The following is a 25734-nucleotide window of genomic DNA, read 5'->3' as shown; positions in this document are numbered from 1 at the left end:
GTCCGGGACACGAGAGCTACTTCCTCACATCCCCCGCCTCGGCCTCGCTCGCCTCCAGCGACGCCGGCTCGAGGTGGTAGCGTTTGGTCAGCGGCATCTGGGCGATGGCGAAGATCATCGTGATCGGGGTCACGCCGAACACCTTGAAGTTCACCCAGAAGTCCGTGCTCTGGGTGCGCCAGACGATCTCGTTCAGCACCGCCATGCCGGCGAAGAACAGCGCCCAGCGCAGCGTGAGGATGCGCCAGCCTTGCGGCGTCAGATTGAACATCTGGTCGAACATCACGGCGATGAAGGAGCGGCCGAACAGCAGGCCGCCGCCGAGGATCGCGGCGAACAGGCCGTAGATGATGGTCGGCTTGAGCTTGATGAAGGTCTCGTCGTGCAGCACCAGCGTCAGCGTGCCGAACACCAGCACGATCACGCCTGTGACGATCGCCATGATCGGGATGTGGCGCGTCACCACGTAGGAGGCGATCATCGCCACCACGATCGCGACCATGAAGGCGCCAGTGGCGGCGAACAGATTGAACTTCGCATTGACGAAGAAGAACACGAGCAGCGGACCGAGCTCGGTCGCGAGCTTGAACAGCGGATGCGGCTGGGTCTTGTCCATTCTCAGCTTTCGATCCCGGCGATGGCGCGGGCGAAGTCGCGCGCGGTGAACGGTGCGAGATCGTCGACGCCTTCGCCGACGCCGATGAAGTGCACCGGCAGTTTGAACTTCTCCGCGAGCGCGACCAGAATGCCGCCCCGCGCGGTGCCGTCGAGTTTCGTCATCACGAGGCCGGTGACCCCCGCCGTGCGATGGAAGGCCTCGACCTGCGACAGCGCATTCTGGCCGACGGTGGCGTCGAGCACCAGCAGCACGGCATGCGGCGCAGTGTCATCCACCTTGCGAATCACGCGCACGACCTTTTCGAGCTCGTTCATCAGCTCGGCCTTGTTCTGCAAGCGGCCGGCGGTGTCGATCAGCAGCACGTCGATGGCCTGCTCCTTCGCCGCCGTCAGCGCGTTGAAGGCGAGACTCGCCGAATCCGAGCCCTGCGCGCCCGCGATGACCGGCGTCTTGGTGCGCTCGCCCCAGACCTTGAGCTGCTCGATCGCCGCGGCGCGAAACGTATCGCCGGCGGCCAGCATCACCTTGCGGCCTTCGGATGCGAGTTTTTGCGAGAGTTTTCCGATGGTGGTGGTCTTGCCGGAGCCGTTGACGCCGACCACGAGGATCACGAACGGCTTTTTGGCCCTATCGATCTCGAGCGGCTTTGCCACCGGCGCCAACACCTTCTCCACTTCGGTGGCGACGACGTCCTTGACCTCGTCCGCCGAGATCGCCTTATCGTAGCGGCCGGTGCCGACGGCTTCCGCGATCCGGACCGCGACTGAGGTGCCGAGGTCGGCCCGCAGCAGCACGTCCTCGATGTCGTCGAGCATGGCGCGGTCGAGCTTGCGCTTGGTGACGAGGTCGGCGACCGCGGTCCCGAGCGAGGACGAGGTGCGCTTCAGCCCGTTCGACAGGCGGCGCCACCAGCTCAACTTGGGGGGATCTGAATTGGTATCGTTCATGGTGCCGGTGTGTTAGCCGTTCCCGCCCCTAAACGAAAGTCTTGACCGAAAGTCTCGCCGATAACGAAAGTGTTGCAATTGCTCGATGTTCCCCAATTGACCGCCGACGATATTTTGGCGCGCGTGCTCCATCGCGACGGGCTGATGCTGATTATCGACAAGCCGGCCGGGCTTCCCGTGCATCGCGGCCCCAAGGGTGGCGCCAATCTGGAGGCCTCGTTCGACGCGCTCTGTTTCGGCCTGCCGCGGCCGCCGGTGCTGGCTCACCGGCTGGACAAGGACACCTCCGGCTGCCTCGTGCTCGGCCGCCACCGCAAGGCAACGGCCTCGCTCGGCCTCCTGTTCAAGCACGGCAAGATCGGCAAGACCTACTGGACCGTGGTCGAGGGCGGCCCTGCCGAGGATGAGGGCACCATCGACATGCCGCTCGGCCGGCTCAACGCCGAACGCGGCTGGTGGCAGAAGCCTGATCCGGAAGGACAAAAGGCGGTCACCAACTGGAAAGTGATGGGCCGCGGCGACGGCTTCACCTGGCTCGCCATGGAACCGGTGACGGGCCGCACTCATCAATTGCGCGTGCATGCCTCAGCCAGCGGCTGGCCGATCTTCGGCGATAACATCTACGGCAACGGTCCGCGTTTCGGCGAGCCGAAGCTGCATCTGCATTCCCGCGAGATCGTGGTGCCGATCTCCCGGAACAAGGAGCCCGTCCGCGTCGTCGCGCCGGCCCCGCCCCACATGCACGAGAAGCTCAGGGCCTGCGGGTGGAACGGGGAGTAGCCACCGCAATCTCGGTGCACCTCTCCCGCTTGCTTGCGGGAGAGGTCGGATCGCGGGAGCGATCCGGGTGAGGGCTTTCTCCTCTGGGGGATTGTCCCGATGTGGAGACACCCTCTCCCCAGCCCTCCCCCGCAAACGGGGGAGGGAGCGCACCGCATTCGCGGCGGAAGCTCGCCAACCAGCAACTCCCCGCCGATGGTTTACGAAACCTTCAGTGCTCGTCTCTCATGATAGCGGTTGCTTAGAACAAGCTTCCGTCAATCTGCTCAGGACGAGCTGCGCGTCATGTCCACGGCCGGGCTATCGATCATCGACGAAGTCGAATCCGCGATTCGGCTCGGCTCGGCGGAAAAGGGCCTGGAAACGGCCCGGCGCGTCACCGACCTGTTCCTGTCCTCCGCCGGCAGTTTTGACGATGAGCAGATCGCGCTGTTCGACGACGTGCTCGAGCGCCTGATCGGCACGATCGAGCTGCGGGCACTTGCCGACGTGGGCGCACGCATCGCGCTCGCCGAGATCAGCGCGCAGCTGGCGCCGGTCGCGCAGGCGCCGCCCTCGGTGATCCGCCGCCTCGCCAGCAATGACGAGATCCGCATCGCAGGTCCCGTCCTGCAGGAATCCGCCCGCCTCGACGACGGCGAGCTGGTGAAGATCGCCTCCAGCAAGGGCGAGCCGCATCTGCTCGCGATCGCCGGCCGCTGGTGGTTGAAGGAGATCGTCACCGACGCACTTCTGGCACGCCGCTATCCGAGCGTCAGCCGCCGGCTCGCCGCCAATCCCGGCGCGCGCGTCTCGGGAAGCGGTTTCGCAATCATGGTCGGGCAGGCCGAGGCCGATCCCGAACTTGCCGTCGGCGTCGGCGTCCGCGTCGATCTGCCGTCGGAGCTGCGCCGCCGGTTGCTGCGCTCGGCCAGCGATGCCGTGCGCGCCCGCCTGTTGTCGCGCGCACCGCCGCATCTGTTCGAGGAAATCCAGAGCGCGATCGCCGCCGTCGCGGTCGGTGTCGATCGCGAGATGTCGGGCGTCCGCGACTTCGAAGGTGCCAAACGCGCCGTTGCAGGCCTCAAGGCGACTGGCCAGCTCAGCGAAGCGACGCTGCTCGGTTTCGCCACGCAGCGGCGCTATGAAGAGACCGCCGCGGCGCTGGCCGCGCTGTCCGGATCGACCGTCGAGGTGATCCGCCCGCTGATGCAAAGCCTGCGAGAGGACGGCCTCCTGGTGCCGTGCAAGGCGGCGCAGCTGAGCTGGGAAGCGACCGCCGCCGTGCTCGAATGCCGTTTTGCGACCGGCGCGATGAAGCCGGCGGATCTCGCACGAGCGCAAGCGCACTACGTGCGGATGACGCCGGAGAATGCCAAGCGGACGCTGCGGTTCTGGCAGGTGCGGGCGTCGTAGCGGGGCGTTTGAAGCACAGTTGATCGCCAAGATTGACACTGTCATCACCCGCGAAGGCGGGTGATCCAGTATTCCAGAGACGCCGGAGATTGAATCGAGAAGCCGCGGCGTACTGGGTCGCCCGGTCAAGCCGGGCGACGACACCTATCGTGTGACCAGCCGCTCGCCATCGCTGCCGGTGATCGTCCGCGGCACCACGCTGCCCACGCGCTCGCCCGCAATCGCTACCGGCAGATAGTGCTCCGTGCGTCCCTGCCCCTCGCTCTCGATCAGCACCTCGCGCATCAGGCCGATCTCCGCTTGCAGCCGCTTGCGCAGCGCCGCTTCGCCCGCCGCCCGCAGCCGCTTCGCACGCTCCTTGATCGCAGCGCCGGCCACCTGCGGCATCCGAGCGGCCGGCGTGCCGGGACGGGGCGAATAAGGGAACACGTGCAGGAATGTCAGGCCGCATTGCTCGACGAGATCGAGCGAGCGCGAAAACATCTCCTCCGTCTCGGTCGGGAAACCCGCGATGATGTCGGCGCCGAAGACGATGTCCGGGCGCAGGCGGCGGACCTGCTCGCAGAACGCGATCGCGTCCTGCCGCAAATGCCGCCGTTTCATGCGCTTCAGGATCATGTCGTCGCCGGATTGCAGCGACAGGTGCAGATGCGGCATCAGCCGCGCATCATCCGCGATAGCATCGAGCAGGTCGGCATCCGCCTCGATCGAATCGATCGAGGAGATGCGCAGGCGCCTCAGCTCCGGTACGTGCCGCAGGATCTGCTTGGTCAACATGCCGAGCTTGGGCGTGCCGGGCAGGTCAGTGCCGTAGCTGGTGAGGTCGACGCCGGTCAGCACGATCTCGGCATGGCCGCGTTCGACCAGCGTCCGCACCTGTTCGACCACCGCGCCCATCGGCACCGAGCGCGAATTGCCGCGGCCGAACGGGATGATGCAGAAGGTGCAGCGGTGGTCGCAGCCGTTCTGCACCTGCACGAACACGCGCGGCAGGCCGCTCGCAAAGCCGTCGATCAGATGCGGCGCCATCTCCGTCACCGCCATGATGTCGCTGACGGCGACCTTCTCGCCGGCGCCGAGAGCGAAGGCATCGCGGGCCTCGCGCCAGGCCTGCCCGCGCATCTTGTCGTCATTGCCGACGACGCGGTCGACCTCGGCCATGTCGGCGAACATGCCGCTTTGCGTCTGAGCCGCGCAGCCGGTGACGACGATGCGCGCCTCGGGCCGCTCGCGCTTCAATCTGCGGATCGATTGCCGCGCCTGCGCCACCGCTTCGTTGGTGACGGCGCAACTGTTGATGACGATGGTGTCGGAAAGGCCCGCGCCTTCGGCTTTGCTGCGGATCACCTCGGCCTCGAAGGCGTTGAGGCGGCAGCCGAAGGTGACGATATCGACCGCCATCAGGCGGCCGGCGCGAACAGCGCCGGATCGAATCGGCCCTCATATTCGAAGGTCGCCGTACCCGTCATCAGCACGTGGTCATCGCGCTCGCGCCATTCGATGCCGAGCTTGCCACCGGGCAGCGTGATCTCGACACAGCGCTCCGTGCGCTTCAGCCGCGCGGCGGCAACCGCAGTGGCGCAGGCCGCCGAACCGCAGGCCCTGGTCAGGCCGGCGCCGCGCTCCCAGGTGCGGATGGTGACATGGTCGCGATCGACGATGTGGGCGAGCGTAATATTGGCGCGCTCCGGGAAGATCGGATGGTTTTCGAGCAGCGGACCGAAACGCTCGAGATCATAGGCGTTGACGTCTTCGACCCAGAAGATCGCATGCGGATTGCCCATGCTCACCACCGAGGGCGAATGCAGGATCGGATTGTCGATCGGCCCGATCTGCAATTCGATGTAGCGGGTGTCGCGAAACTCCTCGGCCAGCGGAATCTCCTGCCAGCCGAACTTCGGCGCCCCCATGTCGACGGTGTAGAGATCCGGCGCCGGGCCCTGCCAGGCGTTGAGCAAGCCGGCCGCGGTCTCGAAAGTCGCGGTGGTCTGCCCGGTCTTCTCGAAGATGCGCCGCACCACACAGCGCATGCCGTTGCCGCAGGCGCCGGCCTCCGAGCCGTCATTGTTGTAGATGCTGATGAAGGCCTCGGTGCCGTCGAACCGCGGCCTCGAGAGCACCATGAGCTGGTCGTAAGCCACGCCGCCATGTGCCGACGCCACCGCTCGGGCGTCGTCCGGCGTCACCTTCGCTGCGGAATCGCGCATGTCGACAACGACGATCTCGTTGCCGATGCCGTTCATCTTGGCAAATGCATGGTTGGCCAGCGCGCTCATGAAAATTCCCGAATTTCGCCTGTCTTATATGGCGATCCTTGGCGGCTTGGCCAGTGATTTGCGGTCGGTGGTCGAGGTCCGGCATGACGCATCTGTCATGAGACGAATTCCGCGCTCGCGTGTTAGAACGGCGCGGCTCGCTGCGAACCGGGATGCGCGGCTGGGCCGGAGCCGGATTTGGGCCTTGGTGGGCAAGGTCCTGGTGACGAAGTCCTTGGTAGTTAAGGCCTTAACAGTGAAGGCCTTGGGGAGAATAAAATGATCGGGTTTCGTCGTCTCGCTTTGGCCGCGCTGATCCCGGCCGCGGCCTTGTCGCTCGGCCTGCCGGAGGTCGTGGCGCAATCCCCGAGCCCGGCTCCCGCCGCCTCGACAAGTCCCCCTTCGACAAGCCCCTCTTTGACAAACCCTGCGCCGGCCCCTTCGGCGTCCCCGTCCCCGGCCGCGAGCGCTTCGCCCGCTCCTGCTGCGACGCCTTCACCTGCGCCGTCGCCTGCAGCCAGCGCTTCGCCCACCCCGACAAATTCGCCCTCACCCGCAGCCAGTGCCTCACCCGGCCCGGCGACACCGGCCGCGACCCCTGCCCCGGTGCAGACCGCCGATCCGTTCGGCCTGGAGACCTCGCTCGAGGCCAAGAAGGTCGTGATGGTCAAAGGCACCGCCAATTGGGACTCGGCCTTCGACACGCTGATCGACGCCTTCAAGGCGCTGAACACGCTGCTGGACAAGCAGGGCATCAAGCACGCCGGCAATGCGATGATCGTCTACACCTCGACGGACGATACCGGATTCACTTTCCTTGCTGAAATCCCGGTCGAGCAGGATCCCAAGAACCTGTCCAAGGACATGAGCATCGGCAAGTCGCCGGAGGGCAAGGTGTTGAAATTCGTCCATCGCGGTTCCTACGACAACATGGACAACACCTACGAGGCGATCACCAACCACCTCGACGACAAGAGGCTGGAAGCCAAGGACACCTTCATCGAGGAATACCTCACCGATCCCCTGAAGACGGCTGAGGACAAGCTCGTGATCAATGTTTTCGTGCCGCTGAAGTGAGACCAATGAAAAAGCCTGCCGTACTCGTTACGTCTCTTGCCGCCGCTTTCGCCGCGGCGCTGCTGACAACGCCTGCGCTTGCCGATGATTTTCCATCCGCCATTACGGTGAGCGGCGAAGCCAACATTTCCGCGGCGCCCGATCTCGCGCAGATCGACGCCGGCGTCGCCAACGACGCCAAGTCGGCGAAGGAAGCCTCCGACACCAACAATGCCGCGATGGGCAAGGTGCTGCTGGCGCTGAAGGGCGCCGGCATTCCCGAGAAGGATTATCAGACCTCGCGGCTGTCGCTGCAGCCGCAATACGGCCAGAACAAATCCACCGGCGCCTCGCCCGTGGTCGGCTTCCGCGCGAGCAATCGCGTCACGGTCAAAATTCGCGACGTGACCAAGGTCGCCGCCGTCATCGACACGCTGGTCGGCGCCGGCGCCAACGACATCGGCAACATCTCGTTCGAGGTGACGCAGGCCTCGAAGCTGCTCGACGATGCCCGTGAGCAGGCAGTCGCCGACGCGCGCCGCAAGGCCGAGATCTACGCCAAGGCCACCGGCGTCACGCTCGGCGCACCGCTGAGCGTCACTGAGGGAGGTCAGATAGGGATGCTACTAAAGCCACGAATGGCAACAGCCCCGATGGCCGCGGCTCCCGTTTCAATTTCGCCTGGCGAGGAGACGCTATCCGTTTCGGTGGCTGTACGCTGGGCGATCAAGCCTGCGCAATAGGTCTCGTGTCCCGGACGCGCTGCGGCACGTAGTGACGCTGCGCAGAGCCGGGATCCAGAAGCTGACACAGTAACTCTGCATCGACATGGGCCCCGGCTCAGCAACACATCACTTACGTGCTGCGCTGCGTCCGGGGCACGAGAGGTGTATGTGGAGAGAGCTATATCTCCACCACCTGCCCGGGCTTCATCGCCACGAACCGCTGCTGCGAAATCTCCGCCGCGTCGAGCGCTTCCACCAGTGCCTTGGCCGGCGCGTCGATCGCTTCGTCGGTGAGCTGGAACGTGCCGTGATGATGCCCGAGCGCGGCCTCGGCGCCGCAATCGGCCAGCGCCTTCACCGCATCTTCCGGATTCATGTGCTGGTCGCGCATGAACCAGCGCGGCTCGTAGGCGCCGATGGGGAGGATCGCCAGCCGCAGCTTGCCGTGCCGTTCGGCCACGCGGCGGAAATGCCTGCCGTCGCCGTAGCCGGAATCGCAGACGACGTAGATTTTCCCGGCCGGCGTCTCCAGCACGAAACTCGCCCACAGCGCCTTGTTGCGATCGAGGATGCCGCGCGCGGTCCAGTGCCGTGTCGGCACCAGATGCACGGCGATGCCTCCGCCGAGCTCGACGCAGTCGTGCCAGTCGAACGCTTCGGCCTTGATCGCGGAATCGGTGCTGCGCATCGTCACGTCGTTGCCGAGCGGGGTGACGACGCGTGGGGCAAAATCCTTGGCAAGCCGCGACAGCGTGGCGATATCGAGATGGTCGTAATGGCCATGCGAGACCAGCACGACGTCGATTTTCGGCAAGCTTTCGTAGGCGATGCCGGGGTCGTTGTGCCGCTTCGGTCCGGCGAAGCTGACCGGGGAGACCCGCTCCGACCACACCGGATCGACCAGGATGTTGAGGCCGCCGGCCTGGATCAGCCAGCTGGCGTGGCCGACGAAGGAGAGCCGGACCTTGTCGCCATCGACACGGGCGGGCGGGGTGTCGGCATGGGGACTCGGCGCCCACACGGGCCATGTCGCCCGTTGCCGCCCGCCGCCGAACTGCCAGCGCAGCACCTCTCGGAGCGATTTCGGCGGCACACCGTCGGGATCGAAAAAGGTCAGGCCGTCGAAATGGTCGGAAACCGGGCCGTCATAGGTTTTCATGCGGGACATCCAGAGCGAGGGACCGCCGACCAGCGCACCGGCGCCGGCTAGCAGTCCGAAAACACGGCGGCGGGTGATCGTCACGGGGCGGGCTTCAGGGGCGGTCGGGCCGGTATGGCATCACCGCTATATGGGCGGGATGGTCGAAAAAGGAACCCGCCGGTGGAAAGCCCGTCATTTCAAGGCGTTGCGATGGCCAAGGCTGCCCGGCGCCCGAACTTTCCTTGACTTTTAGGCGGGAGCGGCGTTTAACCCCGCCACTTTCTCGGAAAGGCTTTCTTTTCGACCCGCCGACTGGCCCTGGAGGCCGGAGGTCAACGCCCGACAGCGCGATGCGCCCTCGGGCGTAAAGGTGTTTGGAAGATCGCCGTTCTGGCGAGCAGGACAAGGACGACTTCATTGTTCGACAATCTGTCGGAACGGCTTGGTGGCATTCTCGATCGTCTGACGGGGCGCGGTGCGCTGACCGAAAAGGACGTCGACGCCGCGATGCGCGAAGTGCGCCGCGCGCTGCTGGAGGCCGACGTCGCGCTCGAGGTGGTCCGTAGCTTCACCGAGCGCGTCCGCGAGCAGGCGATCGGCGCCACCGTCGTCAAGTCGGTCACCCCCGGCCAGATGGTGGTCAAGATCGTCCATGACGAGCTGATCAACACGCTCGGCGCCGAAAGCCAGACCATCGACATCAATTCCGTGCCGCCGGTGCCGATCATGATGGTCGGCCTGCAGGGCTCGGGCAAAACCACCACCACCGCAAAGCTCGCCCGCCGGCTGGTCCAGCGCGACAAGCGCAAGGTGCTGATGGCCTCGCTCGACGTCTATCGTCCGGCGGCGATGGAACAGCTGGCCGTGCTCGGCCGCGACCTCGACATTCCGACGCTGCCGATCGTCGCCGGCCAGCAGCCGCCGCAGATTGCCAAGCGTGCGCTGGAAGCCGGCAAGCTCGGCGGCTACGACGTCGTGCTGCTCGATACCGCCGGCCGCACCACGCTCGACGAAGACATGATGGCGGAGGCAGCCGCGATCAAAGCCGCTGCGAATCCACATGAAGTGCTGCTGGTTGCGGACTCGCTCACCGGCCAGGACGCCGTCAACCTCGCCCGCGCCTTCGACCAGCGCGTCGGCCTCACCGGCATCGTGCTGACCCGTGTCGACGGCGACGGCCGTGGCGGCGCTGCGCTGTCGATGCGCGCCGTCACCGGCAAGCCGATCAAGCTGATCGGCACCGGTGAAAAGACCGATGCGCTGGAAGATTTCCACCCGGACCGTATTGCCGGCCGCATCCTCGGCATGGGCGACGTGGTGTCGCTGGTCGAACGTGCCGCCGCCAATATCGACGCCGAGAAGGCCGCGCGCACCGCCGAGCGCATGCGCAAGGGTCAGTTCGACCTCAACGACATGCGCGAGCAGCTGCTGCAGATGGCCAGCATGGGCGGCATCAGCGGCCTGATGGGCATGATGCCCGGCATCGCCAAAATGAAGAACCAGATCGCGGCCGCCGGCATCGACGACAAGATCCTGAAGCGCCAGGTCGCGGTGATCGATTCCATGACGCGCGACGAGCGCCGCCACCCCGATTTGCTCAAGGCCAGCCGCAAGAAGCGTATCGCCGCGGGGTCCGGCCAGAGCGTCGAGCAAGTCAACAAGCTGCTCAAGATGCACCGGAACATGGCCGACGTGATGAAGGCGATGGGCTCCGGCAAGCGCGGCCCGCTCGCCGGCATCGCACAGGCCATGGGCTTTGGCGGCGGCATGAAGCCGCCCTCGCCGGAAGAGATGAAGGCGCTGCAGGAAAAGATGCAGAGCGGCGGCGGACAGGGGCTGCCCAGCCTGCCGAAGGATCTGCCGGCCGGCTTGCGTCAGGGCCTGCCGAACGTGCCGGGGCTCACAGGCCTCAGCGGCAAGCCGATGCTGCCGGGCCTCGGCGGTTTCCCGGGCAAGAAGAAATGATGTCACTCTCACCCGTCATTGCGAGCGAGGCGAAGCAATCCAGAGATGCTTCCGCAGAAGCAGTCTGGATTGCTTCGTCGCTTCGCGCCTCGCAATGACGAATCAAATCGACCTTTGAATTAGCAACACTTAGGAGAACTGAATGTCCGTCGTCATCCGCCTCGCCCGCGCAGGCACCAAGAAGCGTCCCGTCTATCACGTCGTCGTCGCCGACTCGCGTTTCCCCCGCGATGGCCGCTTCATCGAGCGTCTCGGCTATTTCAATCCGCTGCTGCCGAAAGACAACGAGACCCGGCTGAAGCTCGACATGGACAAGGTCAAGGCCTGGCTCGCCAAGGGCGCGCAGCCGTCGGACCGCGTGTCCCGCTTCCTCGACGCCGCCGGCGTCAAGAAGCGCGAAGTGCGCAACAATCCGGAAAAGGCCGTGCCGCGCAAGGAGCGCAAGGCGCAGGCCGAAGCCGCCGCGAAGGGCTAAGCTAAATCATGTCGGCGCTGATCTGCGTCGCGCGGATCGGCGCCGCGCATGGGGTGCGCGGTGCGGTCAAATTGTGGACCTTCACCGAAGATCCCTTTGCCGTGAAGCGCTACGGTCCGCTGCTGTCCAAGGACGGCAAGCGCCATTTCGAGGTCGCGACGGCGCGCGAGGCCAAGGATCATCTGGTCGCGACGTTCAAGGGCGTCACGACCCGCGATGAGGCCGAGCGCCTCAACGGCATCGAGCTCTACGTCGCGCGCGAGAAACTGCCCGCGACGGACGAGGACGAATATTACCACACTGATCTGATCGGGCTCGCCGCCGTCACCACCGACGGCGACGCGCTCGGCCGCGTGCTCGCGATCCATAATTTCGGCGCCGGCGACATCATCGAGATCGCCCCGCCCAGGGGCGCGACGATGCTGCTGCCGTTCACCAACGCGGTGGTGCCGGAGGTCGATCTCACAGGCGGCCGCGTGGTGATCGCGCTACCGCAGGAGATCGAGGGAGAGGAGCGAGGCGAAGCTCTTTCCCCGAGTCGTCCCGGCGAAAGCCGGGACCCATAACCACAGGCCGAAATTTTTGGCTAAGCTGATCGCTCCAGCCGTCGCAAAACTGCCTGCGGTGGTTATGGGTCCCGGATCTGCGCTCCGCTTCGCTGCGCTTGTCCGGGACGACGAGAACTGAGATCCGATGACCAACCCCACCCCCTGGCGCGCGACGGTGCTGACGCTGTTTCCGGAAATGTTTCCGGGGCCGCTCGGCGTGAGCCTCGCCGGCCGCGCGCTGGCCTCCGGGCTCTGGCAGCTCGAGGCGCGCGACATCCGGGCGTCCGCTACCGACCGCCACCGCAGCGTCGATGACACCCCCGCCGGCGGCGGGCCAGGCATGGTGCTGCGGGCGGATGTTCTGGCGGCTGCCATCGATGCCGCCGGGATCGCCCCTGAGCGGCCCCGGCTGCTGATGAGCCCCCGGGGTCGGCCATTGACCCAGGCTCGCGTCACAGAGCTCGCCCAGGGCCCAGGCCCCCTGATCGTCTGCGGCCGGTTCGAGGGGATCGACCAGCGGGTGATCGACGGGCGGGGCCTGGAGGAGGTTTCGATCGGCGATTACGTCCTGTCCGGGGGCGAAATCGCAGCTTTGGCCCTGATCGACGCCTGCGTCCGGCTGTTGCCGGGGGTGATGGGCAAGGAAGCCTCGGGAACCGAGGAAAGCTTCTCCGACGGCCTGCTCGAATACCCGCAATATACCCGCCCGCAGCTGTTCGAGGGGGCCCCGATCCCTGATATCCTGACCTCTGGCGACCATGCCAAGGTCGCGGCCTGGCGGCGGGCGCAATCCGAAGCGCTGACGGCGGCCCGGCGGCCCGATTTGTGGGCCCAGATCCCGGCAAAGCCCCCGAATCGGGCCGGACGCCAAAAAACGCCAAAAAACAAGACAGACGGGTGACAAACCCTCCGGCTTGCCTTATAGGAGCGGCCACATCCGCAATAGCTGGATCAACGAATTTCGCGCAGCCCCCGTGTCTCGCGGCTGGGCGCGCCGATGGAGATTTACCCCATGAACCTGATCCAACAGCTCGAAAAAGAGCAGTTCGACAAGCTGTCCGCCGGCAAGGACATTCCGGAATTCGGTCCCGGCGACACCGTGATCGTCAACGTGAAGGTCGTCGAAGGCGACCGCACCCGCGTGCAGGCCTATGAAGGCGTCTGCATCGGCCGTTCCGGCGGTGGCCTCAACGAGAGCTTCACCGTCCGCAAGATCTCCTACGGCGAAGGCGTCGAGCGCGTGTTCCCGGTGATGTCGCCGATGATCGACTCGATCAAGGTGGTGCGCCGCGGCAAGGTGCGTCGCGCCAAGCTCTATTACCTGCGCCAGCTGCGCGGCAAGTCGGCCCGTATCGTCGAGAAGACCGAGCACGCCAAGGCCGTGAACGAGTAAGCTCCGCTTACAATCGGGTTTCGAAAGGCGCGGGGCAAAACCCCGCGCTTTTTTGTTGCGTCAGCCGTGCGTGTCAAACCACTCGCGATTCCGGTTCGGCCTGCTATATATTCCTGGAATGTTTCCAGATCCGACCAGCCTCGCCCCCGTCAAGCGCGTCGTCATCGACGATCGCTCGCGGCTGCCTGGCCGGTTCTTCGGACGCTTTGCGACCTCGGCAACGTCAGAGCTTACGCGCGCAGCCTAAAAGCTGCGCTGACGTTTTCGTTGCCCGCGCGCCGCGCGCGCCTATCCGCTGACTCAACATTCTTTCGGAGCTCAAGCTCATGTCCAAGCCCACCACCCTGTACGACAAGATCTGGAACGACCATCTGGTGCACGAAGCCGACGACGGCACCTGCCTGCTCTATATCGACCGCCATCTGGTGCACGAGGTGACCTCGCCGCAGGCGTTCGAAGGCCTGCGCATGACCGGCCGCAAGGTGCACGCGCCGGAGAAGACGCTCGCCGTGGTCGACCACAACGTGCCGACCACCGATCGCACCAAGCCGAACCCTGATCCGGAAAGCATCGAGCAGATCAAGGCGCTGGCCGACAACGCCAGGGAATTCGGCATCGAATATTACAACGAGTTCGACAAGCGCCAGGGCGTCGTCCACGTCATCGGTCCCGAGCAGGGCTTCACCCTGCCCGGCACCACCATCGTTTGCGGTGACAGCCACACCTCGACGCATGGCGCGTTCGGCGCGCTCGCGCACGGCATCGGCACGTCCGAGGTCGAGCACGTGCTGGCGACCCAGACGCTGATCCAGAAAAAAGCAAAGAACATGCGCGTCACCGTCGACGGCAAATTGCCCGACGGCGTGACGGGCAAGGACATCATCCTGGCCATCATCGGCGAGATCGGCACCGCAGGCGGTACCGGCTATGTGCTGGAATACGCCGGTGACGCGATCCAGGCGCTGTCGATGGAAGGCCGCATGACGGTCTGCAACATGTCGATCGAAGGCGGCGCCCGCGCCGGCCTGGTTGCGCCCGACCAGAAAGCGTTCGACTTCCTGCGCGGCCGTCCCAAGGCGCCGAAGGGCGCGGAGTGGGATGCGGCGATGCGCTACTGGGAAAAACTGCGCTCCGACGACGGCGCGCATTTCGACAACGAGCTGCGCCTCGATGCCGCCAAGCTGCCGCCGATCGTGACCTGGGGCACTTCGCCTGAGGACGTCATCTCGGTGACCGGCATGGTGCCCGATCCCGACAAGATCGCAGACGAGGCCAAGCGCCTCTCCAAGCATCGCGCGCTGAAGTACATGGGCCTGACGGCGGGCACGAAGATCACCGACATCAAGGTCGATCGCATCTTCATCGGCTCCTGTACCAACGGCCGCATCGAGGATCTGCGCGCCGCCGCCAAGATTGCCGAAGGCAAGACCGTCTCGGCGCATGTCAACGCCATGGTCGTGCCGGGCTCCGGCCTCGTGAAGGAACAGGCCGAAGCTGAGGGTCTGGACAAGATCTTCATCAAGGCCGGCTTCGAATGGCGCGAGCCGGGCTGCTCGATGTGCCTCGCGATGAACCCGGACAAGCTGGCTCCGGAAGAGCGCTGCGCCTCGACCTCGAACCGCAACTTCGAGGGCCGCCAGGGCTTCAAGGGCCGCACCCACCTGGTGTCGCCGGCGATGGCGGCGGCGGCGGCGATCGCGGGTCATTTCGTCGACGTCAGGGACTGGCGCTGAGCCACTCCCTGCAATTGTAGCGATCGCGGCAAACCGCCGTTAAACGATCGCCTGACACTCTCGTCCTCGCGAGGTTTTCGCGAGGACGCGCGCAAATGGCCAACAAGCCCGAATATGTCGACCTGATCGGCGAGGCCACGCGGCAGCACCGCCGGCGCGCGCCACGCTTGCACATCGTCGCCAAGCCTGACGTCGAGGAAACATCGAAGCTCAGCCGCTGGCCGCCCGCGATGTTCAGGCAGTGGAAGGTCGAGACCCTGATGCCCTGGAAAGCTTCGTCGTGGAAGCTGAAGGACTGGCTTTAACCGCCGGACAGACAAAGGGCGCCGCTGAGGCGCCCTTTTTATTTTGATCGTGCTTATCAATAGTACCGATACGGATGGTGCCAGCGATGCCAGCGGCAGATGCGGCGCGGGCCGTAATAGGTCCAGATGACCCGGCAACGGCGCGCGTGATGGTAAGTGGGATAATAGCCGCCGTAATAATAGCGCCGGTGGAAGTGGCGGTGGCCGTAGTGAGGCCGATAGATCCCGTAGCGATGGAATCCGCCGTAGCGGTGAACCCCGCCGTAGCGATAACCGCCGCCGTGGAAGGCCGGCGCGGCGCGGAAGCCGCCGATATGGCCGCCATGGAATCCACCGCCGCGGAAGCCGCCGCCGCCGTGAAAATGTCCGCCGCCGCCATGACCACCGCCGCCGTGGCGAACCTGCGTGACGAGGTCGTCGCTCGCAGCCTCACTCACGCCCTTGGCCGCTTGTGACGACGCCGGATTGATCAGGTTCAGCGCTTCAGCACGGCGCGCGGTTCCGACCGACAGCATCAGCGTCGCGGCGGCCGCGATCCCGAGCAGGCGCGCCGGGCCTGCCCTCAGACCCAAACTCTTAAGCATGGACTTCTCCGTGGATATGGACAGCGGAGTGGCGATGCTCGTTCCCGGCACGCGTCATCCCTGTTCAATTGCAGTCGCTCCCGAGGGCACGCTAGGGACGCCGACGTGAATGCCTCATGAATGAACGGCGTCGCGTTGCGACGTCACCAGAAGGGGCCGTAGCCGAACACGAACGGCGCGGGAACTCCGTAGGGATAGGGACGATAGGAGACCGGCCGTGCGTAATAGCGTGGATCACGGCGCACGACAGGCCGCACCATGCCGTGGGTTCGCGCGTGTCGCACATCGAAAACCGCGATGCCGGCCGAGGCCTCTGGAATCGTCACCCTTTGCGCAGCGGAAGCACGCGACAGGCCGGCGGCCAGCGCGACGACAACGGCCAATGCAAACCATCTCGCCATGACGCCTCCTCGAGCCTCCCGCGCTGTGCGCCGGCGCTGAACCGGCATCAGCCGCGGCGCCAGTAACAGCTCACGCGCGGCACGATCACCGTGCCGCTCGGCCTGAATTCCTGCACATAGGTCGCGTTGCATTCGCGCACCGCATCGGGGCCGGGATTGTAGCGCGGATAGACGCCGTCAGGGCTGTAATAGGGCGTGACGCGCAAGCGCGGCGGGAGCCGCTTGCGCGGCCGGGCATCCGGCGGGGCCGCTTGGGCAAGGCGGATCTCGGGGCCCGCCGCCGTCTGGGCCTCGGCGCCACCGCAAAATTGCGAAAACAACCCCATGCACAGTAGCGTCAGCGCTGTTTTTGCTCGCATTTTATTGCCCACCCGAAGCTCTCGATCGAGGTCCACGCTCCCCGTTTTGGCGGCGCCCGTCAACCTCGCCACGCTTTATAAAGCGGGATGCATCAGCGGGAAACCCGCGCTAGGAGAACCCCATGTGGACGGAACTGAAAGCGCCCTCGCTGGCCGAGATGGAAGCGACGGCACACGAGATCTTCGAGCGCCTGCCGGCGGAATTTCGCGCCCTGTGCGAGGGCGTGATCATCCGCGTCGACGACTTCCCGACCGAGGAGGTCCTGAACGAGATGGAATGCGAGAGCGAGTTCGACCTGCTCGGCCTGTTCCAGGGCGTCGGCCTGCCGCAGCAGAGCCTGGGCGACGTGGCGCGGCTGCCCAACATGGTCTGGCTCTACCGCCGTCCGATCCTGGATTACTGGGCCGAGCACGACGAGAGCCTTGGCCACATCGTCCGCCACGTCCTGATCCACGAGATCGGCCACCATTTCGGTTTGTCGGACGACGATATGGAAGCCATCGAAGCGCAGGCGGAGTAGAGGCTCCAAAGCAGGTGCGCTCCCTCCCCCGCGCGCGGGGGAGGGTTGGCGAGAGGGTGTCTCCGCAATGGGACACTCCCCAAGAGGAGAGAGCCCTCTCCCCGACCCTCTCCCGCAAGCGGGCGAGGGGGCGCACCACCTGCCGGGCTACCGAGCAACCGAGCCCTGCCAAATTCAGCCTAGGATTCACGCTCCGGACGCGATAAATACGCCTTCCCAGAACCACCCCCGGAAAGCGCAACCATGGACAAGTTCACCACGCTGGAAGGCGTCGCGGCGCCGCTGAAGATCATCAATGTCGACACGGACATGATCATTCCGAAGCAGTACCTCAAGACCATCAAGCGCACCGGTCTTGGCAAGGGGCTGTTCTCCGAGCAGCGCTACAAGGACGACGGCAGCGAGAACCCGGATTTCGTCCTCAACCAGCCCGCCTATCGCAATTCGAAGGTGCTGGTCGCCGGCGACAATTTCGGCTGCGGCTCGAGCCGCGAGCACGCGCCCTGGGCGCTGCTCGACTTCGGCATCCGCTGCGTGATCTCGACCTCGTTCGGCGACATCTTCTACAACAACTGCTTCAAGAACGGCATTCTGCCGATCCGCGTGTCGCAGGAAGACCTCGACAAGCTGTTCGATGACGCCGAGCGCGGCGCCAACGCGACCCTGACGATCGACCTGCCGAACCAGGAGATCCGTGGCCCCGACGGCGGCACGGTCAAGTTCGAGATCGACCCGTTCCGCAAGCATTGCCTGATCAACGGCCTCGACGACATCGGCCTGACGATGGAGAAGAAGGCCTCGATCGACACCTATGAGGACAAGCTCAAGCGCGAACGCGCCTGGGCCTGAGCTCGCGTCTTCATTCGACGCCCCGGTGCCGACAGCGCCGGGGCTTTTTCTTTGCTCTGAATATTATAGCTTCCGCATATGCTGCCCGAGATCGTCACCTTCTGGCATGGCCCGATGGATGCGCTGCGCAAGACCTGTCTGCGCTCGCAGCTGGCGGCCGGTCACAGGGTCACGGTCTACAGCTTCGACACCATTCCCGGCCTGCCCGTCGGAATCGCCAACGCGGACGCCGAAGCGATCCTGCCGCACGCGTTCTCGGAGCGCTTGCGGCCGCCGCAACCGGATGGAAGCTGGCGCGACTGGACCACGCTGCAGTTCAGCGATTTCTTCCGCATGAAGCTGATGGCGAAGAATCTCGGCCTCTGGCTCGACGCCGACGTGCTGCTCTTGAAGCCGGTCGAGATCGATCCGGCAAAGCCCTACTTTGCCTGGGAGCGGCCGCGCCAGCTCGGCAATTCCGTGATCTACCTGCCGCCCGGGCACGGCATCGTCGCAGCCTTCGAGGAGCTGATGGAGCAGGAGGAGCTGACGCCGAACTGGCTGTCGATGCGCCATCGCGTCACCTTCCTGATGCGCCGCCTGCGCGGCGGCTCGAGCCGTCTCTCGGATATCCGTGTCGCCATCTTCGGCCCCGCGGCGCTCACCGCGCTCGCCCGCCGCACCGGCGAGCTCGCCTGCGCGCTGCCGAAGCAGTCGTTCTACGCCGTGCACGCGGAGCCAAAACTGTTCTTCGATCCCTCGAGCTATCTCGGCCTCGTCACCAACCCCGAGATCATCGGCCTCCACATCTCGCCCAAGGGCCGCGGCGGGGAGAAGCCGATCCCGGGCAGCCTGTATGCGTGGGCGGCGGAGAAATTCGCGTAACTCTCGTGCCCCGGACGCTGCGCAGCACCCCTTGGTGATGCGCTGCAGAGCCGGGGCCCAACACAGCGGAGCGATGGGTCCCGGCTCTGCGCAGCAGCGTTTCACGCTGCAGCGCGTCCGGGACACCAGACCAATTGCGGTACTCCTTCCGAATTTGATCCAGCGCAACGCGCCTCTGCAACATTGTGCTTAATTCGCTCCAATTCCGCTGTCCGAAGGGAGCTTTCCATGAGCACCGCAAGCAGGCCTTATCCCATCGTCCAGGACCTGATCGACTCCTTCGCGAGCTGGCTGAAGCATCGCCGCGAGCTGAACGAGATCCGGCAACTCGATCGCGCCGATTTCGACCGGATCGCGAGCGACCTGCGGATCGCGCCTGACGATCTGGAGGAGTTGGTCCGTCACGGCAAGCATTCTGCCGACGAGCTGCCGATGATGCTCGAACAGCTCGGCATCAACGCAGACGGGCTCGGCCGCGCGCAGCCGCTGTTGCTCCGCGACATGGAGCGGGTTTGTTCGCTTTGCGCTCACAAGGCACAGTGCGACCGCGATCTCGCCGACGGCACCGCCGCGCAGAACTATCACGGCTATTGCGGCAACGCGTCGACGCTGGAATCGCTCGATCGCGCCGACGTCGCGCCACGCTGAGCGGCGCGGGAGATTCCCGGCCGGAGGCGTCCTTCGTCATTTTCGTAGCGGAGAATGCCGACGCGGCAGCTTGCCTGATCAGGCATTAGCGGCCATCGCGGCGGCTTCCGCTGCGGCGCGCTGCATGCTGGTCGACATCTCGTTCGTCACCGTGCTCTGCTCCTCGATTGCCGCGGCCGTCGACGTCACATATTCGCTGACGTTGTTGATGGCCGTCTTGATCGAAGCCAGGGCCGTCACGACGTCTCCGGAGATGCCGTTGAGGCTGCCGATCTCAGCGCCGATCTTGTCAGTGGCCTGCTTGGCCTGGTTGGCGAGGCTCTTGACCTCAGAGGCGACCACCGCGAAGCCGCGACCGGCTTCGCCCGCGCGCGCGGATTCGATCGTGGCGTTGAGTGCCAGCAAGTTGATCTGCCCGGTGATGTTGTTGATGAGCTCGACGATCCCGCTCATCGCCAGCGCCGCTTCAGTGAGGCGCTGGGCCTGGGCGTCGGCGGCGGCGACCTGATCGACCGCACTGCTGGCAGTCTGGCGGGACTTGGTCATGGCCTCGGAGATCTCCCGCACCGAGGCATTCAATTCCTCCGAGCCGGCTGCGACCGATTCCATCATGCCGCGGACGCGCTCGTTGCCCATGCGGACCAGCACCTGCTTCGTGGTGTCGGTCGCGTATTTCACGACCTTGAACGGCTTGCCGTTGAGGTCGAGGATCGGATTGTAGGAGGCCTGAATGTAGATCTCCTTGCCGCCCTTGCCGATGCGCTTGTATTCGGCCGCCTGGTACTCACCCCGGTTGAGCGCTGCCCAGAACTCGCGGTAGGAGACGCTGTCGCGCTCGCCGGCCTCGACGAACATGCTGTGGTGTTTGCCCTTGATCTCGGCCAGCGAATAGCCCAGCGCACCGAGAAAGTTCGGGTTGGCGGTGATGATCGTGCCGTCCATGTTGAACTCGATCACGGCCTGGGCCTTGTCGATCGCCGCGATCTGGCCGGCGAGATCTGCGGTCTTCAGTTTCTCGGCTGTGACGTCGGTGGCGAACTTGACCACGCCGAAGGGCTTTCCGGTATCGTCCATCACGGGGTTGTAGCTCGCCAGGATCCACACCTCCTTGCCGCCCTTGCCGATGCGCTTGAATTCGCCGGCCTGGTACTCACCTGGATTGAGCTTCGCCCAGAATTCACGATACGCAGCACTGCCACGGTCTGCCTGGGGGATGAAGAGACTGTGATGCTTGCCTTCGATCTCGGCCAGCGAATAACCGAGCGCGCCGCAGAAATTCTGGTTGGCGGTGACGATGGTGCCATCCAGCTTGAATTCGATGACCGCCTGGGCGCGGTTGATGGCGGCAAGCTTGGACGCGTCGGCCATGCCGCGAAGCTTCTTCGCCGTGATCTCGGTCGCGATCTTGATCACCTTGACGGGCTTGCCGTCGTTGCCGAGCACCGGATTGTAGGACGCTTCGATCCAGATCTCACCGCCACTACTCGTGACGCGCTTGAACTCCGCCGCCTGGAATTCGCCGCGCCGCAGGGCAGCCCAGAACGCCTTATACTCGGCGCCGTCACGCTGATCGGCCGGCACGAACATGGAGTGGTGCTTGCCCTGGATCTCCTCCAGGCGGTATCCAAGCGCGTCCAGGAAGTTCTTGTTGGCTGTGACGATCGAGCCGTCCATGTTGAACTCGATCATTGCCTGCGAACGGCCGATCGCATCGATCTGCGCCTGAGCATCGCCGTGGGATTTGCGACCGAACATTTCTTTTGCTCCAAAATTGACAGCATGCTCGCGGCGTAGTCGCCTGAAGCGGCTTCAGCATTCATCGTTTTGCCCGGATGCCTTGCGGTCCGAATCTCATCCGGCACGCATCCACGCGCAAAAAGCAGATATCTGAATCGAATTATCAGAGTGTTTGTCCGATCGAAGACACAACAGCCGGATTTTGCCAGCGCGATTAACCTGACAATGACGCGCCGCCACCTCTGCGACGCCGCAGGCCTTGAACCGCGAAGGCCACGCTAAAATCGCTATCGGTATTCGGCAAGGCGCAGACGGCAGGGCGTCAATACGCCGCTCGCACGCTGGCGCGCGGCCGATTTGCAAGCCTGCTGGATGAAACTCGCACCTGCGCAGAGTGCCCCCGGCATTTTGTCGCAGTGGCTGGCAATCCGATGCCGCGGCACACTCCGGCAGGATCACCGATGCAACCCCTCATTCCCTGCAATCTCCAATTGGTAGCGCCGCGATTCCGATTCAGTAGTTTGAGCTTTTGAGGATTCTGATTTGGGCGCCGTCTCCTACCTCGACCGCTATTCGCTGCTTCGGTCGCGCGACAGCGAGTTCGCGCGCGACCGCCTGTTCGCGGCGTATGGCGCCGATCGGTTCGAGGCGCATGACCGCGCGTTCGGTATGCAGGCCAATCTTGCCCGCTTGAGTTCAATCGGGCTCGCTTTCTGCGCCTACGATGGCGCAGCATCACTGTCCTTTCCGGAATCGCAAATCCTCCGCCAGTTCTTCTCCATCCAGGGAGAAGCAGGCTTCAGGACCAACGGACATGGCCAATCGATCGGGGCCTGGAGCCCGATGATCCGCGGCAACGCGAGGCTGGATCTCGACTTTGCGCCGGGCTACCGGCAACTGGTGCTGAGGATGGATGCCGCCGCGCTGGAGCGTTTGGCGAAGAGCCTGGTCGGCGACGACAGCAGCACGAAGCTGCGCTTCCTCGACGGCAAGGCCGATTCCGCGATGATGGCGCATGTGCGCCAGGACGTCTTCAGATTTGCCGAGGAGCTGGAACGGTTCGGGCAGGATTACGCGCCCATAGCCATCGCCGAGCTCGAGCGGGCGCTGATGGTGCGAATTCTTCTGGCGCATCCGCACAGCTTCACGGATCGGCTTCACCGCGCGCCGCCCGGCGCCAATCGGACCGTGGTCGATCTCGTGGAGTCCTATGTCGCGGCGCATTGGGACGAGCCGCTCGATCTGGAAAAGATCGCCGAGATCGCCAAGGTGAGCGTGCGGACGGTTTTCCGCGAGTTCTCCGATGCCGGACGGGGATCACCCGGCCAGTTCGCGCGGCGCATCCGGCTCGATCGCGCGGCAGAGCTGTTGCGACGACCCGACGAGCAAACCAGCGTGATGGCCGTGGCGTTCAAATGCGGCTTCCAGAATCTCGGACGCTTCGCATCCGAATATCGTCGGGCCGTAGGCGAGCTGCCATCCGAGACGTTGAAGAACGCGAGACGCAAGCAGTAAGAGACCGTGCGCTCAACGGCTGCGCCGCGCTGCGAATGAGCAACGCGTCGTCTGGAATGGCGCAGCAGCTGAGTACGCTCTCAACCCTTCCCCATCGCCGCGATCGCATCGGCGATCTCGATCGTGCGCCGCGCCATGTCGGCGTGCAGCCGCTCCACCATGGCGCCGTCGAGGCGAATCGCCCCGCGCGAGACGTTTTCCGGCAGCTCGAACGCCGCGATGATCCTTCGGGCGCGCGCGACCTCCTCCTCGGGCGGGGTGAAGATCGCGTTGCAGGCGTCGATCTGCGAGGGGTGGATCAGCGTCTTGCCGTCGAAGCCGAGGTCGCGGCCTTGCGCGCATTCGGTGGCAAAACCGTCGGGATTGGCGATGTCGCTGTAGGGGCCGTCGAGGATTTCGAGGCCATGTGCGCGCGTCGCCAGGATGCAGTGAGTGATCATCGGAATCATCGCGGCGCGGCCCGGCATCATCCTGATGCGCGTCTCGCGCGAGATATCGTTCGGGCCGAACACGAACCCGGCGAGACGCCGCGATCGATCGCGCCCGGCCTCGGCCAGCTCCTCCGCATGCAGCACGGCGCGGGCCGTCTCGATCATGGCCCAGACCTTCACCGTCGGCGCTGCGCCAAGCTCGGTGAGGCGAAAACCGATCGTATCGAGATCTTCGATGCTTGAAACTTTTGGAACCAGGATGCCGTCGGGCGAGACCTTGGCGGCCATCGCGACGTCATCGGCCCACCAGGGCGTGTCGAGGCCGTTGGTCCGGATCAGGATCTCGCGCTTGCCGAACCCCTTGGCCGCGATGGCAGCCGCGATTCCATCGCGCGCCGCGGCCTTGGCATCGGGGGCGACGGAATCTTCCAGGTCAAGGATCAGGCCGTCGGCGGCGAGGTTGCGCGCCTTGTCCAGCGCGCGGGGGTTGGAGCCTGGCATGAACAGATGGCTGCGGCGCGGGCGGGTCATGCAAATGTTCCTTCCGGTTGTCCAAGCGGCGTCCTGGCGGAGCCGATAGCACCTGGCCTGCCTGTTCGAAAGGCTTGTTCACCCCAGCGGTATGTGATTAGGCATTGGCCATGATGACATTCCCGAAGCATTTGCTGGAAGGCTACCAGGCCTTCGCCACCCAGCGGCTGCCGACCGAGCAGAGCCGCTACCGCGAGCTCTCCGTGAAGGGGCAGTTTCCGGAAGTGATGGTGATCGGCTGCTGCGACAGCCGCGTCTCGCCCGAGGTGATCTTCGACGTCGGGCCGGGCGAATTGTTCGTGGTCCGGAACATCGCCAATCTGGTGCCGGTGTATCAGCCCGACGGCAACGCCCACGGCGTCTCGGCCGCGCTGGAATATGCGGTGACGGTGCTGAAGGTGAAGCACATCGTCATCCTCGGCCACGCCCAGTGCGGCGGCATCCGCGCCTTCGTCGACAAGATCGAGCCGCTGACGCCCGGCGACTTCATCGGCAAATGGATGCAGATGTTCATCAAGCCGGGCGAAGTGGTGGAGCAGCGCGACCACGAGTCCATGGCGCAGTTCGTCGAGCGCATCGAGAAGGCCGCGGTGTTCCGCAGCCTGGAAAACCTGATGACGTTCCCGTTCGTGCGGAAGGCGGTCGACAGCGGCCAGATGCAGACCCACGGCGCCTATTTCGGCGTCGCGGAGGGATCACTGTTCGTGCTGGACAAGACGAGCAAGGAATTCAAGAACGCGCGGAGCGTGGTGTAGTCCGCCACTCTTGTAGGGTGGGCAAAGCGAAGCGTGCCCACCACCTGTTTCAATAGAGAGAGATCGTGGGCACGGCGCTACGCGCCTTTGCCCACCCTACGAGACCATCTCACGCCGCCTTCTTCTTCGCGCTGATCAGCTTGCGGTTGATCAGCACTTCCGCGATCTGGATCGCGTTGAGGGCTGCGCCCTTGCGGAGGTTGTCCGACACGCACCACAGCACGAGGCCGTTCTCCACCGTGGCGTCCTCGCGGATGCGGCTGATATAGGTCGCGTCCTCGCCGGCCGCTTCATACGGCGTGGCGTAGCCGCCGGGCTCCTGCTTGTCGATGACGAGGCAGCCGGGCGCCTTGCGCAGGATGTCGCGCGCTTCATCGGCGGTGATCGGATTCTCGAACTCGATGTTGACGGCTTCGGAGTGACCGACGAACACCGGCACCCGCACGCAGGTGGCGGAGAGCTTGATCCTGGGATCAAGGATCTTCTTGGTCTCCGCCATCATCTTCCACTCTTCCTTGGTGTAGCCGTCCTCCATGAAGACATCGATCTGGGGGATGACGTTGAAGGCGATGCGCGCGGGAAACTTCTTATTGACGATCTCGCTGTTGGTGTAGACGGCCTTGGTCTGCGAGAACAGCTCGTCCATCGCGTCCTTGCCGGCACCCGACACCGATTGATAGGTCGAGACCACGACGCGCGTGATGGTCGCCTTGTCGTGCAGCGGCTTGAGTGCGACCACGAGCTGCGCGGTCGAGCAGTTCGGGTTGGCGATGATGTTCTTCTTCTTGAAGCCGGCCGTCGCATCCGCGTTCACTTCAGGAACGATCAGCGGCACGTCCGGGTCCATGCGCCAGGCCGAGGAATTGTCGATCACGACAGCGCCGGCGGCGCCGATCTTCGGCGACCATTCCTTCGACACCTCGCCGCCGGCCGACATCAGGCAGATGTCGACATCGGAGAAGTCGTAATGCTCGAGCGCCTTGCACTTCAGGGTATGGTCGCCATAGGAGACCTCGACGCCGATGCTGCGGCGTGACGCCAGGGCCACGACCTCGTCCGCGGGGAATTTGCGCTCATCCAGGATGTTGAGCATTTCCCGTCCGACATTGCCGGTCGCGCCGACGACTGCGACTTTGTAACCCATCGTTCACTCTCCGATGAAAAAGCCCGTTCCCGAAGCTGACGCTTAAACAGGAAGAGCA

Annotated in this window: 28 protein-coding genes; 17 read left to right on the top strand and 11 right to left on the bottom strand. The window is 64.9% G+C overall.

Annotated elements, in window-relative coordinates:
• Positions 1-16: 16 nt before the first annotated feature.
• A complete protein-coding gene (locus CIT40_RS01825) occupies positions 17-616 on the bottom strand; it encodes a septation protein A (RefSeq protein WP_094890694.1) in 600 nt (199 codons plus the stop codon).
• A gap of 2 nt (positions 617-618) precedes the next feature.
• Positions 619-1566, bottom strand: a complete 948-nt coding sequence (ftsY, locus tag CIT40_RS01820) for a signal recognition particle-docking protein FtsY (protein ID WP_094890692.1) — start codon at positions 1564-1566, stop codon at positions 619-621.
• Positions 1567-1644: 78 nt separating this feature from the next.
• Here ftsY and CIT40_RS01815 point away from each other — a divergent pair, with 78 nt between their 5' ends.
• Together CIT40_RS01815 and CIT40_RS01810 are read left to right on the top strand one after the other, a co-directional pair.
• On the top strand, positions 1645-2346 hold the full coding sequence (locus CIT40_RS01815; RefSeq protein ID WP_162307310.1) for an RluA family pseudouridine synthase: 702 nt from the start codon (positions 1645-1647) through the stop codon (positions 2344-2346).
• A 285-nt stretch (positions 2347-2631) separates the two neighbouring features.
• Entirely contained in the window at positions 2632-3741 is a 1110-nt protein-coding gene (locus CIT40_RS01810; protein ID WP_094890688.1) for a DUF2336 domain-containing protein, read from the top strand.
• 144 nt (positions 3742-3885) lie between these two features.
• On the opposite strand, the gene mtaB is transcribed toward CIT40_RS01810, so the two are convergent.
• Both mtaB and dapF read right to left on the bottom strand, forming a co-directional pair.
• Complete coding sequence (gene mtaB / locus CIT40_RS01805; RefSeq protein ID WP_094890686.1) at positions 3886-5142, bottom strand: tRNA (N(6)-L-threonylcarbamoyladenosine(37)-C(2))-methylthiotransferase MtaB; 1257 nt, start codon at positions 5140-5142, stop codon at positions 3886-3888.
• Entirely contained in the window at positions 5142-6017 is an 876-nt protein-coding gene (dapF, locus tag CIT40_RS01800) for a diaminopimelate epimerase (protein ID WP_094890685.1), read from the bottom strand. Before dapF ends, mtaB begins: the two co-directional genes overlap by 1 nt.
• A gap of 258 nt (positions 6018-6275) precedes the next feature.
• Here dapF and CIT40_RS01795 point away from each other — a divergent pair, with 258 nt between their 5' ends.
• Positions 6276-7073 carry a GyrI-like domain-containing protein gene (locus tag CIT40_RS01795; protein ID WP_094890681.1) on the top strand — a complete coding sequence of 266 codons (798 nt, stop codon included), beginning with the start codon at positions 6276-6278 and terminating at the stop codon, positions 7071-7073.
• 5 nt (positions 7074-7078) lie between these two features.
• The gene (locus tag CIT40_RS01790) at positions 7079-7795 is read left to right on the top strand and encodes an SIMPL domain-containing protein (RefSeq protein ID WP_162307814.1); all 717 of its coding nucleotides are present in this window, start codon (positions 7079-7081) and stop codon (positions 7793-7795) included.
• A gap of 160 nt (positions 7796-7955) precedes the next feature.
• Here CIT40_RS01790 and CIT40_RS01785 read toward each other — a convergent pair whose 3' ends face one another.
• Positions 7956-9020 carry an MBL fold metallo-hydrolase gene (locus tag CIT40_RS01785; protein ID WP_162307813.1) on the bottom strand — a complete coding sequence of 355 codons (1065 nt, stop codon included), beginning with the start codon at positions 9018-9020 and terminating at the stop codon, positions 7956-7958.
• Positions 9021-9335: 315 nt separating this feature from the next.
• Between CIT40_RS01785 and ffh the strand changes: the two genes are divergently transcribed.
• The 7 genes from ffh (at position 9336) to CIT40_RS01750 (ending at position 15337) form a co-directional block, all read left to right on the top strand.
• A complete protein-coding gene (gene ffh / locus CIT40_RS01780; RefSeq protein ID WP_094890677.1) occupies positions 9336-10883 on the top strand; it encodes a signal recognition particle protein in 1548 nt (515 codons plus the stop codon).
• A 142-nt stretch (positions 10884-11025) separates the two neighbouring features.
• Entirely contained in the window at positions 11026-11358 is a 333-nt protein-coding gene (gene rpsP / locus CIT40_RS01775) for a 30S ribosomal protein S16 (protein ID WP_007598827.1), read from the top strand.
• A gap of 8 nt (positions 11359-11366) precedes the next feature.
• Positions 11367-11924 (top strand): ribosome maturation factor RimM, encoded by a 558-nt coding sequence (rimM, locus tag CIT40_RS01770; RefSeq protein ID WP_094890676.1) that lies wholly within the window; start codon positions 11367-11369, stop codon positions 11922-11924.
• Between the two features lie 127 nt (positions 11925-12051).
• Positions 12052-12807, top strand: coding sequence for a tRNA (guanosine(37)-N1)-methyltransferase TrmD (gene trmD, locus CIT40_RS01765; protein ID WP_094890674.1), 756 nt, complete (start codon positions 12052-12054; stop codon positions 12805-12807).
• Between the two features lie 111 nt (positions 12808-12918).
• On the top strand, positions 12919-13299 hold the full coding sequence (gene rplS / locus CIT40_RS01760) for a 50S ribosomal protein L19 (protein WP_094890672.1): 381 nt from the start codon (positions 12919-12921) through the stop codon (positions 13297-13299).
• A 326-nt stretch (positions 13300-13625) separates the two neighbouring features.
• Positions 13626-15032 (top strand): 3-isopropylmalate dehydratase large subunit, encoded by a 1407-nt coding sequence (gene leuC / locus CIT40_RS01755; protein ID WP_094890670.1) that lies wholly within the window; start codon positions 13626-13628, stop codon positions 15030-15032.
• 95 nt (positions 15033-15127) lie between these two features.
• Positions 15128-15337 carry a hypothetical protein gene (locus tag CIT40_RS01750; protein WP_094890668.1) on the top strand — a complete coding sequence of 70 codons (210 nt, stop codon included), beginning with the start codon at positions 15128-15130 and terminating at the stop codon, positions 15335-15337.
• A 56-nt stretch (positions 15338-15393) separates the two neighbouring features.
• Here CIT40_RS01750 and CIT40_RS01745 read toward each other — a convergent pair whose 3' ends face one another.
• The 3 genes from CIT40_RS01745 to CIT40_RS01735 form a co-directional block, all read right to left on the bottom strand.
• A complete protein-coding gene (locus tag CIT40_RS01745; RefSeq protein ID WP_109862244.1) occupies positions 15394-15921 on the bottom strand; it encodes a hypothetical protein in 528 nt (175 codons plus the stop codon).
• Positions 15922-16064: 143 nt separating this feature from the next.
• Positions 16065-16322 (bottom strand): hypothetical protein, encoded by a 258-nt coding sequence (locus CIT40_RS01740; protein ID WP_094890666.1) that lies wholly within the window; start codon positions 16320-16322, stop codon positions 16065-16067.
• A 47-nt stretch (positions 16323-16369) separates the two neighbouring features.
• Positions 16370-16648 (bottom strand): hypothetical protein, encoded by a 279-nt coding sequence (locus tag CIT40_RS01735; protein ID WP_162307812.1) that lies wholly within the window; start codon positions 16646-16648, stop codon positions 16370-16372.
• Between the two features lie 155 nt (positions 16649-16803).
• Between CIT40_RS01735 and CIT40_RS01730 the strand changes: the two genes are divergently transcribed.
• The 4 genes from CIT40_RS01730 (at position 16804) to CIT40_RS01715 (ending at position 19563) form a co-directional block, all read left to right on the top strand.
• Positions 16804-17202 (top strand): metallopeptidase family protein, encoded by a 399-nt coding sequence (locus CIT40_RS01730; protein WP_109862243.1) that lies wholly within the window; start codon positions 16804-16806, stop codon positions 17200-17202.
• Positions 17203-17445: 243 nt separating this feature from the next.
• Positions 17446-18051: a 3-isopropylmalate dehydratase small subunit gene (gene leuD / locus CIT40_RS01725; protein ID WP_094890251.1), complete on the top strand. Its 606-nt coding sequence runs from the start codon at positions 17446-17448 to the stop codon at positions 18049-18051.
• Positions 18052-18129: 78 nt separating this feature from the next.
• Complete coding sequence (locus CIT40_RS01720; RefSeq protein ID WP_094890250.1) at positions 18130-18915, top strand: glycosyltransferase family 32 protein; 786 nt, start codon at positions 18130-18132, stop codon at positions 18913-18915.
• A gap of 228 nt (positions 18916-19143) precedes the next feature.
• Complete coding sequence (locus tag CIT40_RS01715; RefSeq protein WP_094890249.1) at positions 19144-19563, top strand: hypothetical protein; 420 nt, start codon at positions 19144-19146, stop codon at positions 19561-19563.
• A gap of 78 nt (positions 19564-19641) precedes the next feature.
• Here the strand turns inward: CIT40_RS01715 and CIT40_RS01710 are convergent, their stop codons facing one another.
• Positions 19642-21318 (bottom strand): methyl-accepting chemotaxis protein, encoded by a 1677-nt coding sequence (locus tag CIT40_RS01710; protein WP_094890248.1) that lies wholly within the window; start codon positions 21316-21318, stop codon positions 19642-19644.
• A 525-nt stretch (positions 21319-21843) separates the two neighbouring features.
• Here CIT40_RS01710 and CIT40_RS01705 point away from each other — a divergent pair.
• On the top strand, positions 21844-22815 hold the full coding sequence (locus CIT40_RS01705) for an AraC family transcriptional regulator (RefSeq protein ID WP_094890247.1): 972 nt from the start codon (positions 21844-21846) through the stop codon (positions 22813-22815).
• Between the two features lie 80 nt (positions 22816-22895).
• Here CIT40_RS01705 and CIT40_RS01700 read toward each other — a convergent pair whose 3' ends face one another.
• Entirely contained in the window at positions 22896-23777 is an 882-nt protein-coding gene (locus tag CIT40_RS01700; RefSeq protein ID WP_094890246.1) for an HpcH/HpaI aldolase/citrate lyase family protein, read from the bottom strand.
• 110 nt (positions 23778-23887) lie between these two features.
• On the opposite strand from CIT40_RS01700, the gene CIT40_RS01695 reads away from it, so the two are divergent.
• Positions 23888-24532 carry a carbonic anhydrase gene (locus tag CIT40_RS01695; protein WP_094890245.1) on the top strand — a complete coding sequence of 215 codons (645 nt, stop codon included), beginning with the start codon at positions 23888-23890 and terminating at the stop codon, positions 24530-24532.
• 109 nt (positions 24533-24641) lie between these two features.
• Here the strand turns inward: CIT40_RS01695 and CIT40_RS01690 are convergent, their stop codons facing one another.
• Positions 24642-25676: an aspartate-semialdehyde dehydrogenase gene (locus CIT40_RS01690; protein WP_094890244.1), complete on the bottom strand. Its 1035-nt coding sequence runs from the start codon at positions 25674-25676 to the stop codon at positions 24642-24644.
• Positions 25677-25734 lie beyond the last annotated feature (58 nt).

The organism is Bradyrhizobium amphicarpaeae (genome assembly GCF_002266435.3).
Taxonomy (GTDB): Bacteria; Pseudomonadota; Alphaproteobacteria; order Rhizobiales; family Xanthobacteraceae; genus Bradyrhizobium; species Bradyrhizobium amphicarpaeae.
Note: the sequence above shows the minus strand (reverse complement) of the source record. Positions and strands in the feature narration are given on the sequence as shown.

Bases quoted from the DNA above. Each gene is read 5' to 3' on its own strand.
- CIT40_RS01825 (WP_094890694.1), bottom strand. From the start codon at position 616: ATGGACAAGACCCAGCCGCATCCGCTGTTCAAGCTCGCGACCGAGCTC.
- ftsY (WP_094890692.1), bottom strand. From the start codon at position 1,566: ATGAACGATACCAATTCAGATCCCCCCAAGTTGAGCTGGTGGCGCCGC.
- CIT40_RS01810 (WP_094890688.1), top strand. From the start codon at position 2,632: ATGTCCACGGCCGGGCTATCGATCATCGACGAAGTCGAATCCGCGATT.
- mtaB (WP_094890686.1), bottom strand. From the start codon at position 5,142: ATGGCGGTCGATATCGTCACCTTCGGCTGCCGCCTCAACGCCTTCGAG.
- dapF (WP_094890685.1), bottom strand. From the start codon at position 6,017: ATGAGCGCGCTGGCCAACCATGCATTTGCCAAGATGAACGGCATCGGC.
- CIT40_RS01795 (WP_094890681.1), top strand. From the start codon at position 6,276: ATGATCGGGTTTCGTCGTCTCGCTTTGGCCGCGCTGATCCCGGCCGCG.
- CIT40_RS01790 (WP_162307814.1), top strand. From the start codon at position 7,079: ATGAAAAAGCCTGCCGTACTCGTTACGTCTCTTGCCGCCGCTTTCGCC.
- rpsP (WP_007598827.1), top strand. From the start codon at position 11,026: ATGTCCGTCGTCATCCGCCTCGCCCGCGCAGGCACCAAGAAGCGTCCC.
- rimM (WP_094890676.1), top strand. From the start codon at position 11,367: ATGTCGGCGCTGATCTGCGTCGCGCGGATCGGCGCCGCGCATGGGGTG.
- trmD (WP_094890674.1), top strand. From the start codon at position 12,052: ATGACCAACCCCACCCCCTGGCGCGCGACGGTGCTGACGCTGTTTCCG.
- rplS (WP_094890672.1), top strand. From the start codon at position 12,919: ATGAACCTGATCCAACAGCTCGAAAAAGAGCAGTTCGACAAGCTGTCC.
- leuC (WP_094890670.1), top strand. From the start codon at position 13,626: ATGTCCAAGCCCACCACCCTGTACGACAAGATCTGGAACGACCATCTG.
- CIT40_RS01750 (WP_094890668.1), top strand. From the start codon at position 15,128: ATGGCCAACAAGCCCGAATATGTCGACCTGATCGGCGAGGCCACGCGG.
- CIT40_RS01745 (WP_109862244.1), bottom strand. From the start codon at position 15,921: ATGCTTAAGAGTTTGGGTCTGAGGGCAGGCCCGGCGCGCCTGCTCGGG.
- CIT40_RS01740 (WP_094890666.1), bottom strand. From the start codon at position 16,322: ATGGCGAGATGGTTTGCATTGGCCGTTGTCGTCGCGCTGGCCGCCGGC.
- CIT40_RS01735 (WP_162307812.1), bottom strand. From the start codon at position 16,648: ATGGGGTTGTTTTCGCAATTTTGCGGTGGCGCCGAGGCCCAGACGGCG.
- CIT40_RS01730 (WP_109862243.1), top strand. From the start codon at position 16,804: ATGTGGACGGAACTGAAAGCGCCCTCGCTGGCCGAGATGGAAGCGACG.
- leuD (WP_094890251.1), top strand. From the start codon at position 17,446: ATGGACAAGTTCACCACGCTGGAAGGCGTCGCGGCGCCGCTGAAGATC.
- CIT40_RS01720 (WP_094890250.1), top strand. From the start codon at position 18,130: ATGCTGCCCGAGATCGTCACCTTCTGGCATGGCCCGATGGATGCGCTG.
- CIT40_RS01715 (WP_094890249.1), top strand. From the start codon at position 19,144: ATGAGCACCGCAAGCAGGCCTTATCCCATCGTCCAGGACCTGATCGAC.
- CIT40_RS01710 (WP_094890248.1), bottom strand. From the start codon at position 21,318: ATGTTCGGTCGCAAATCCCACGGCGATGCTCAGGCGCAGATCGATGCG.
- CIT40_RS01700 (WP_094890246.1), bottom strand. From the start codon at position 23,777: ATGACCCGCCCGCGCCGCAGCCATCTGTTCATGCCAGGCTCCAACCCC.
- CIT40_RS01695 (WP_094890245.1), top strand. From the start codon at position 23,888: ATGATGACATTCCCGAAGCATTTGCTGGAAGGCTACCAGGCCTTCGCC.
- CIT40_RS01690 (WP_094890244.1), bottom strand. From the start codon at position 25,676: ATGGGTTACAAAGTCGCAGTCGTCGGCGCGACCGGCAATGTCGGACGG.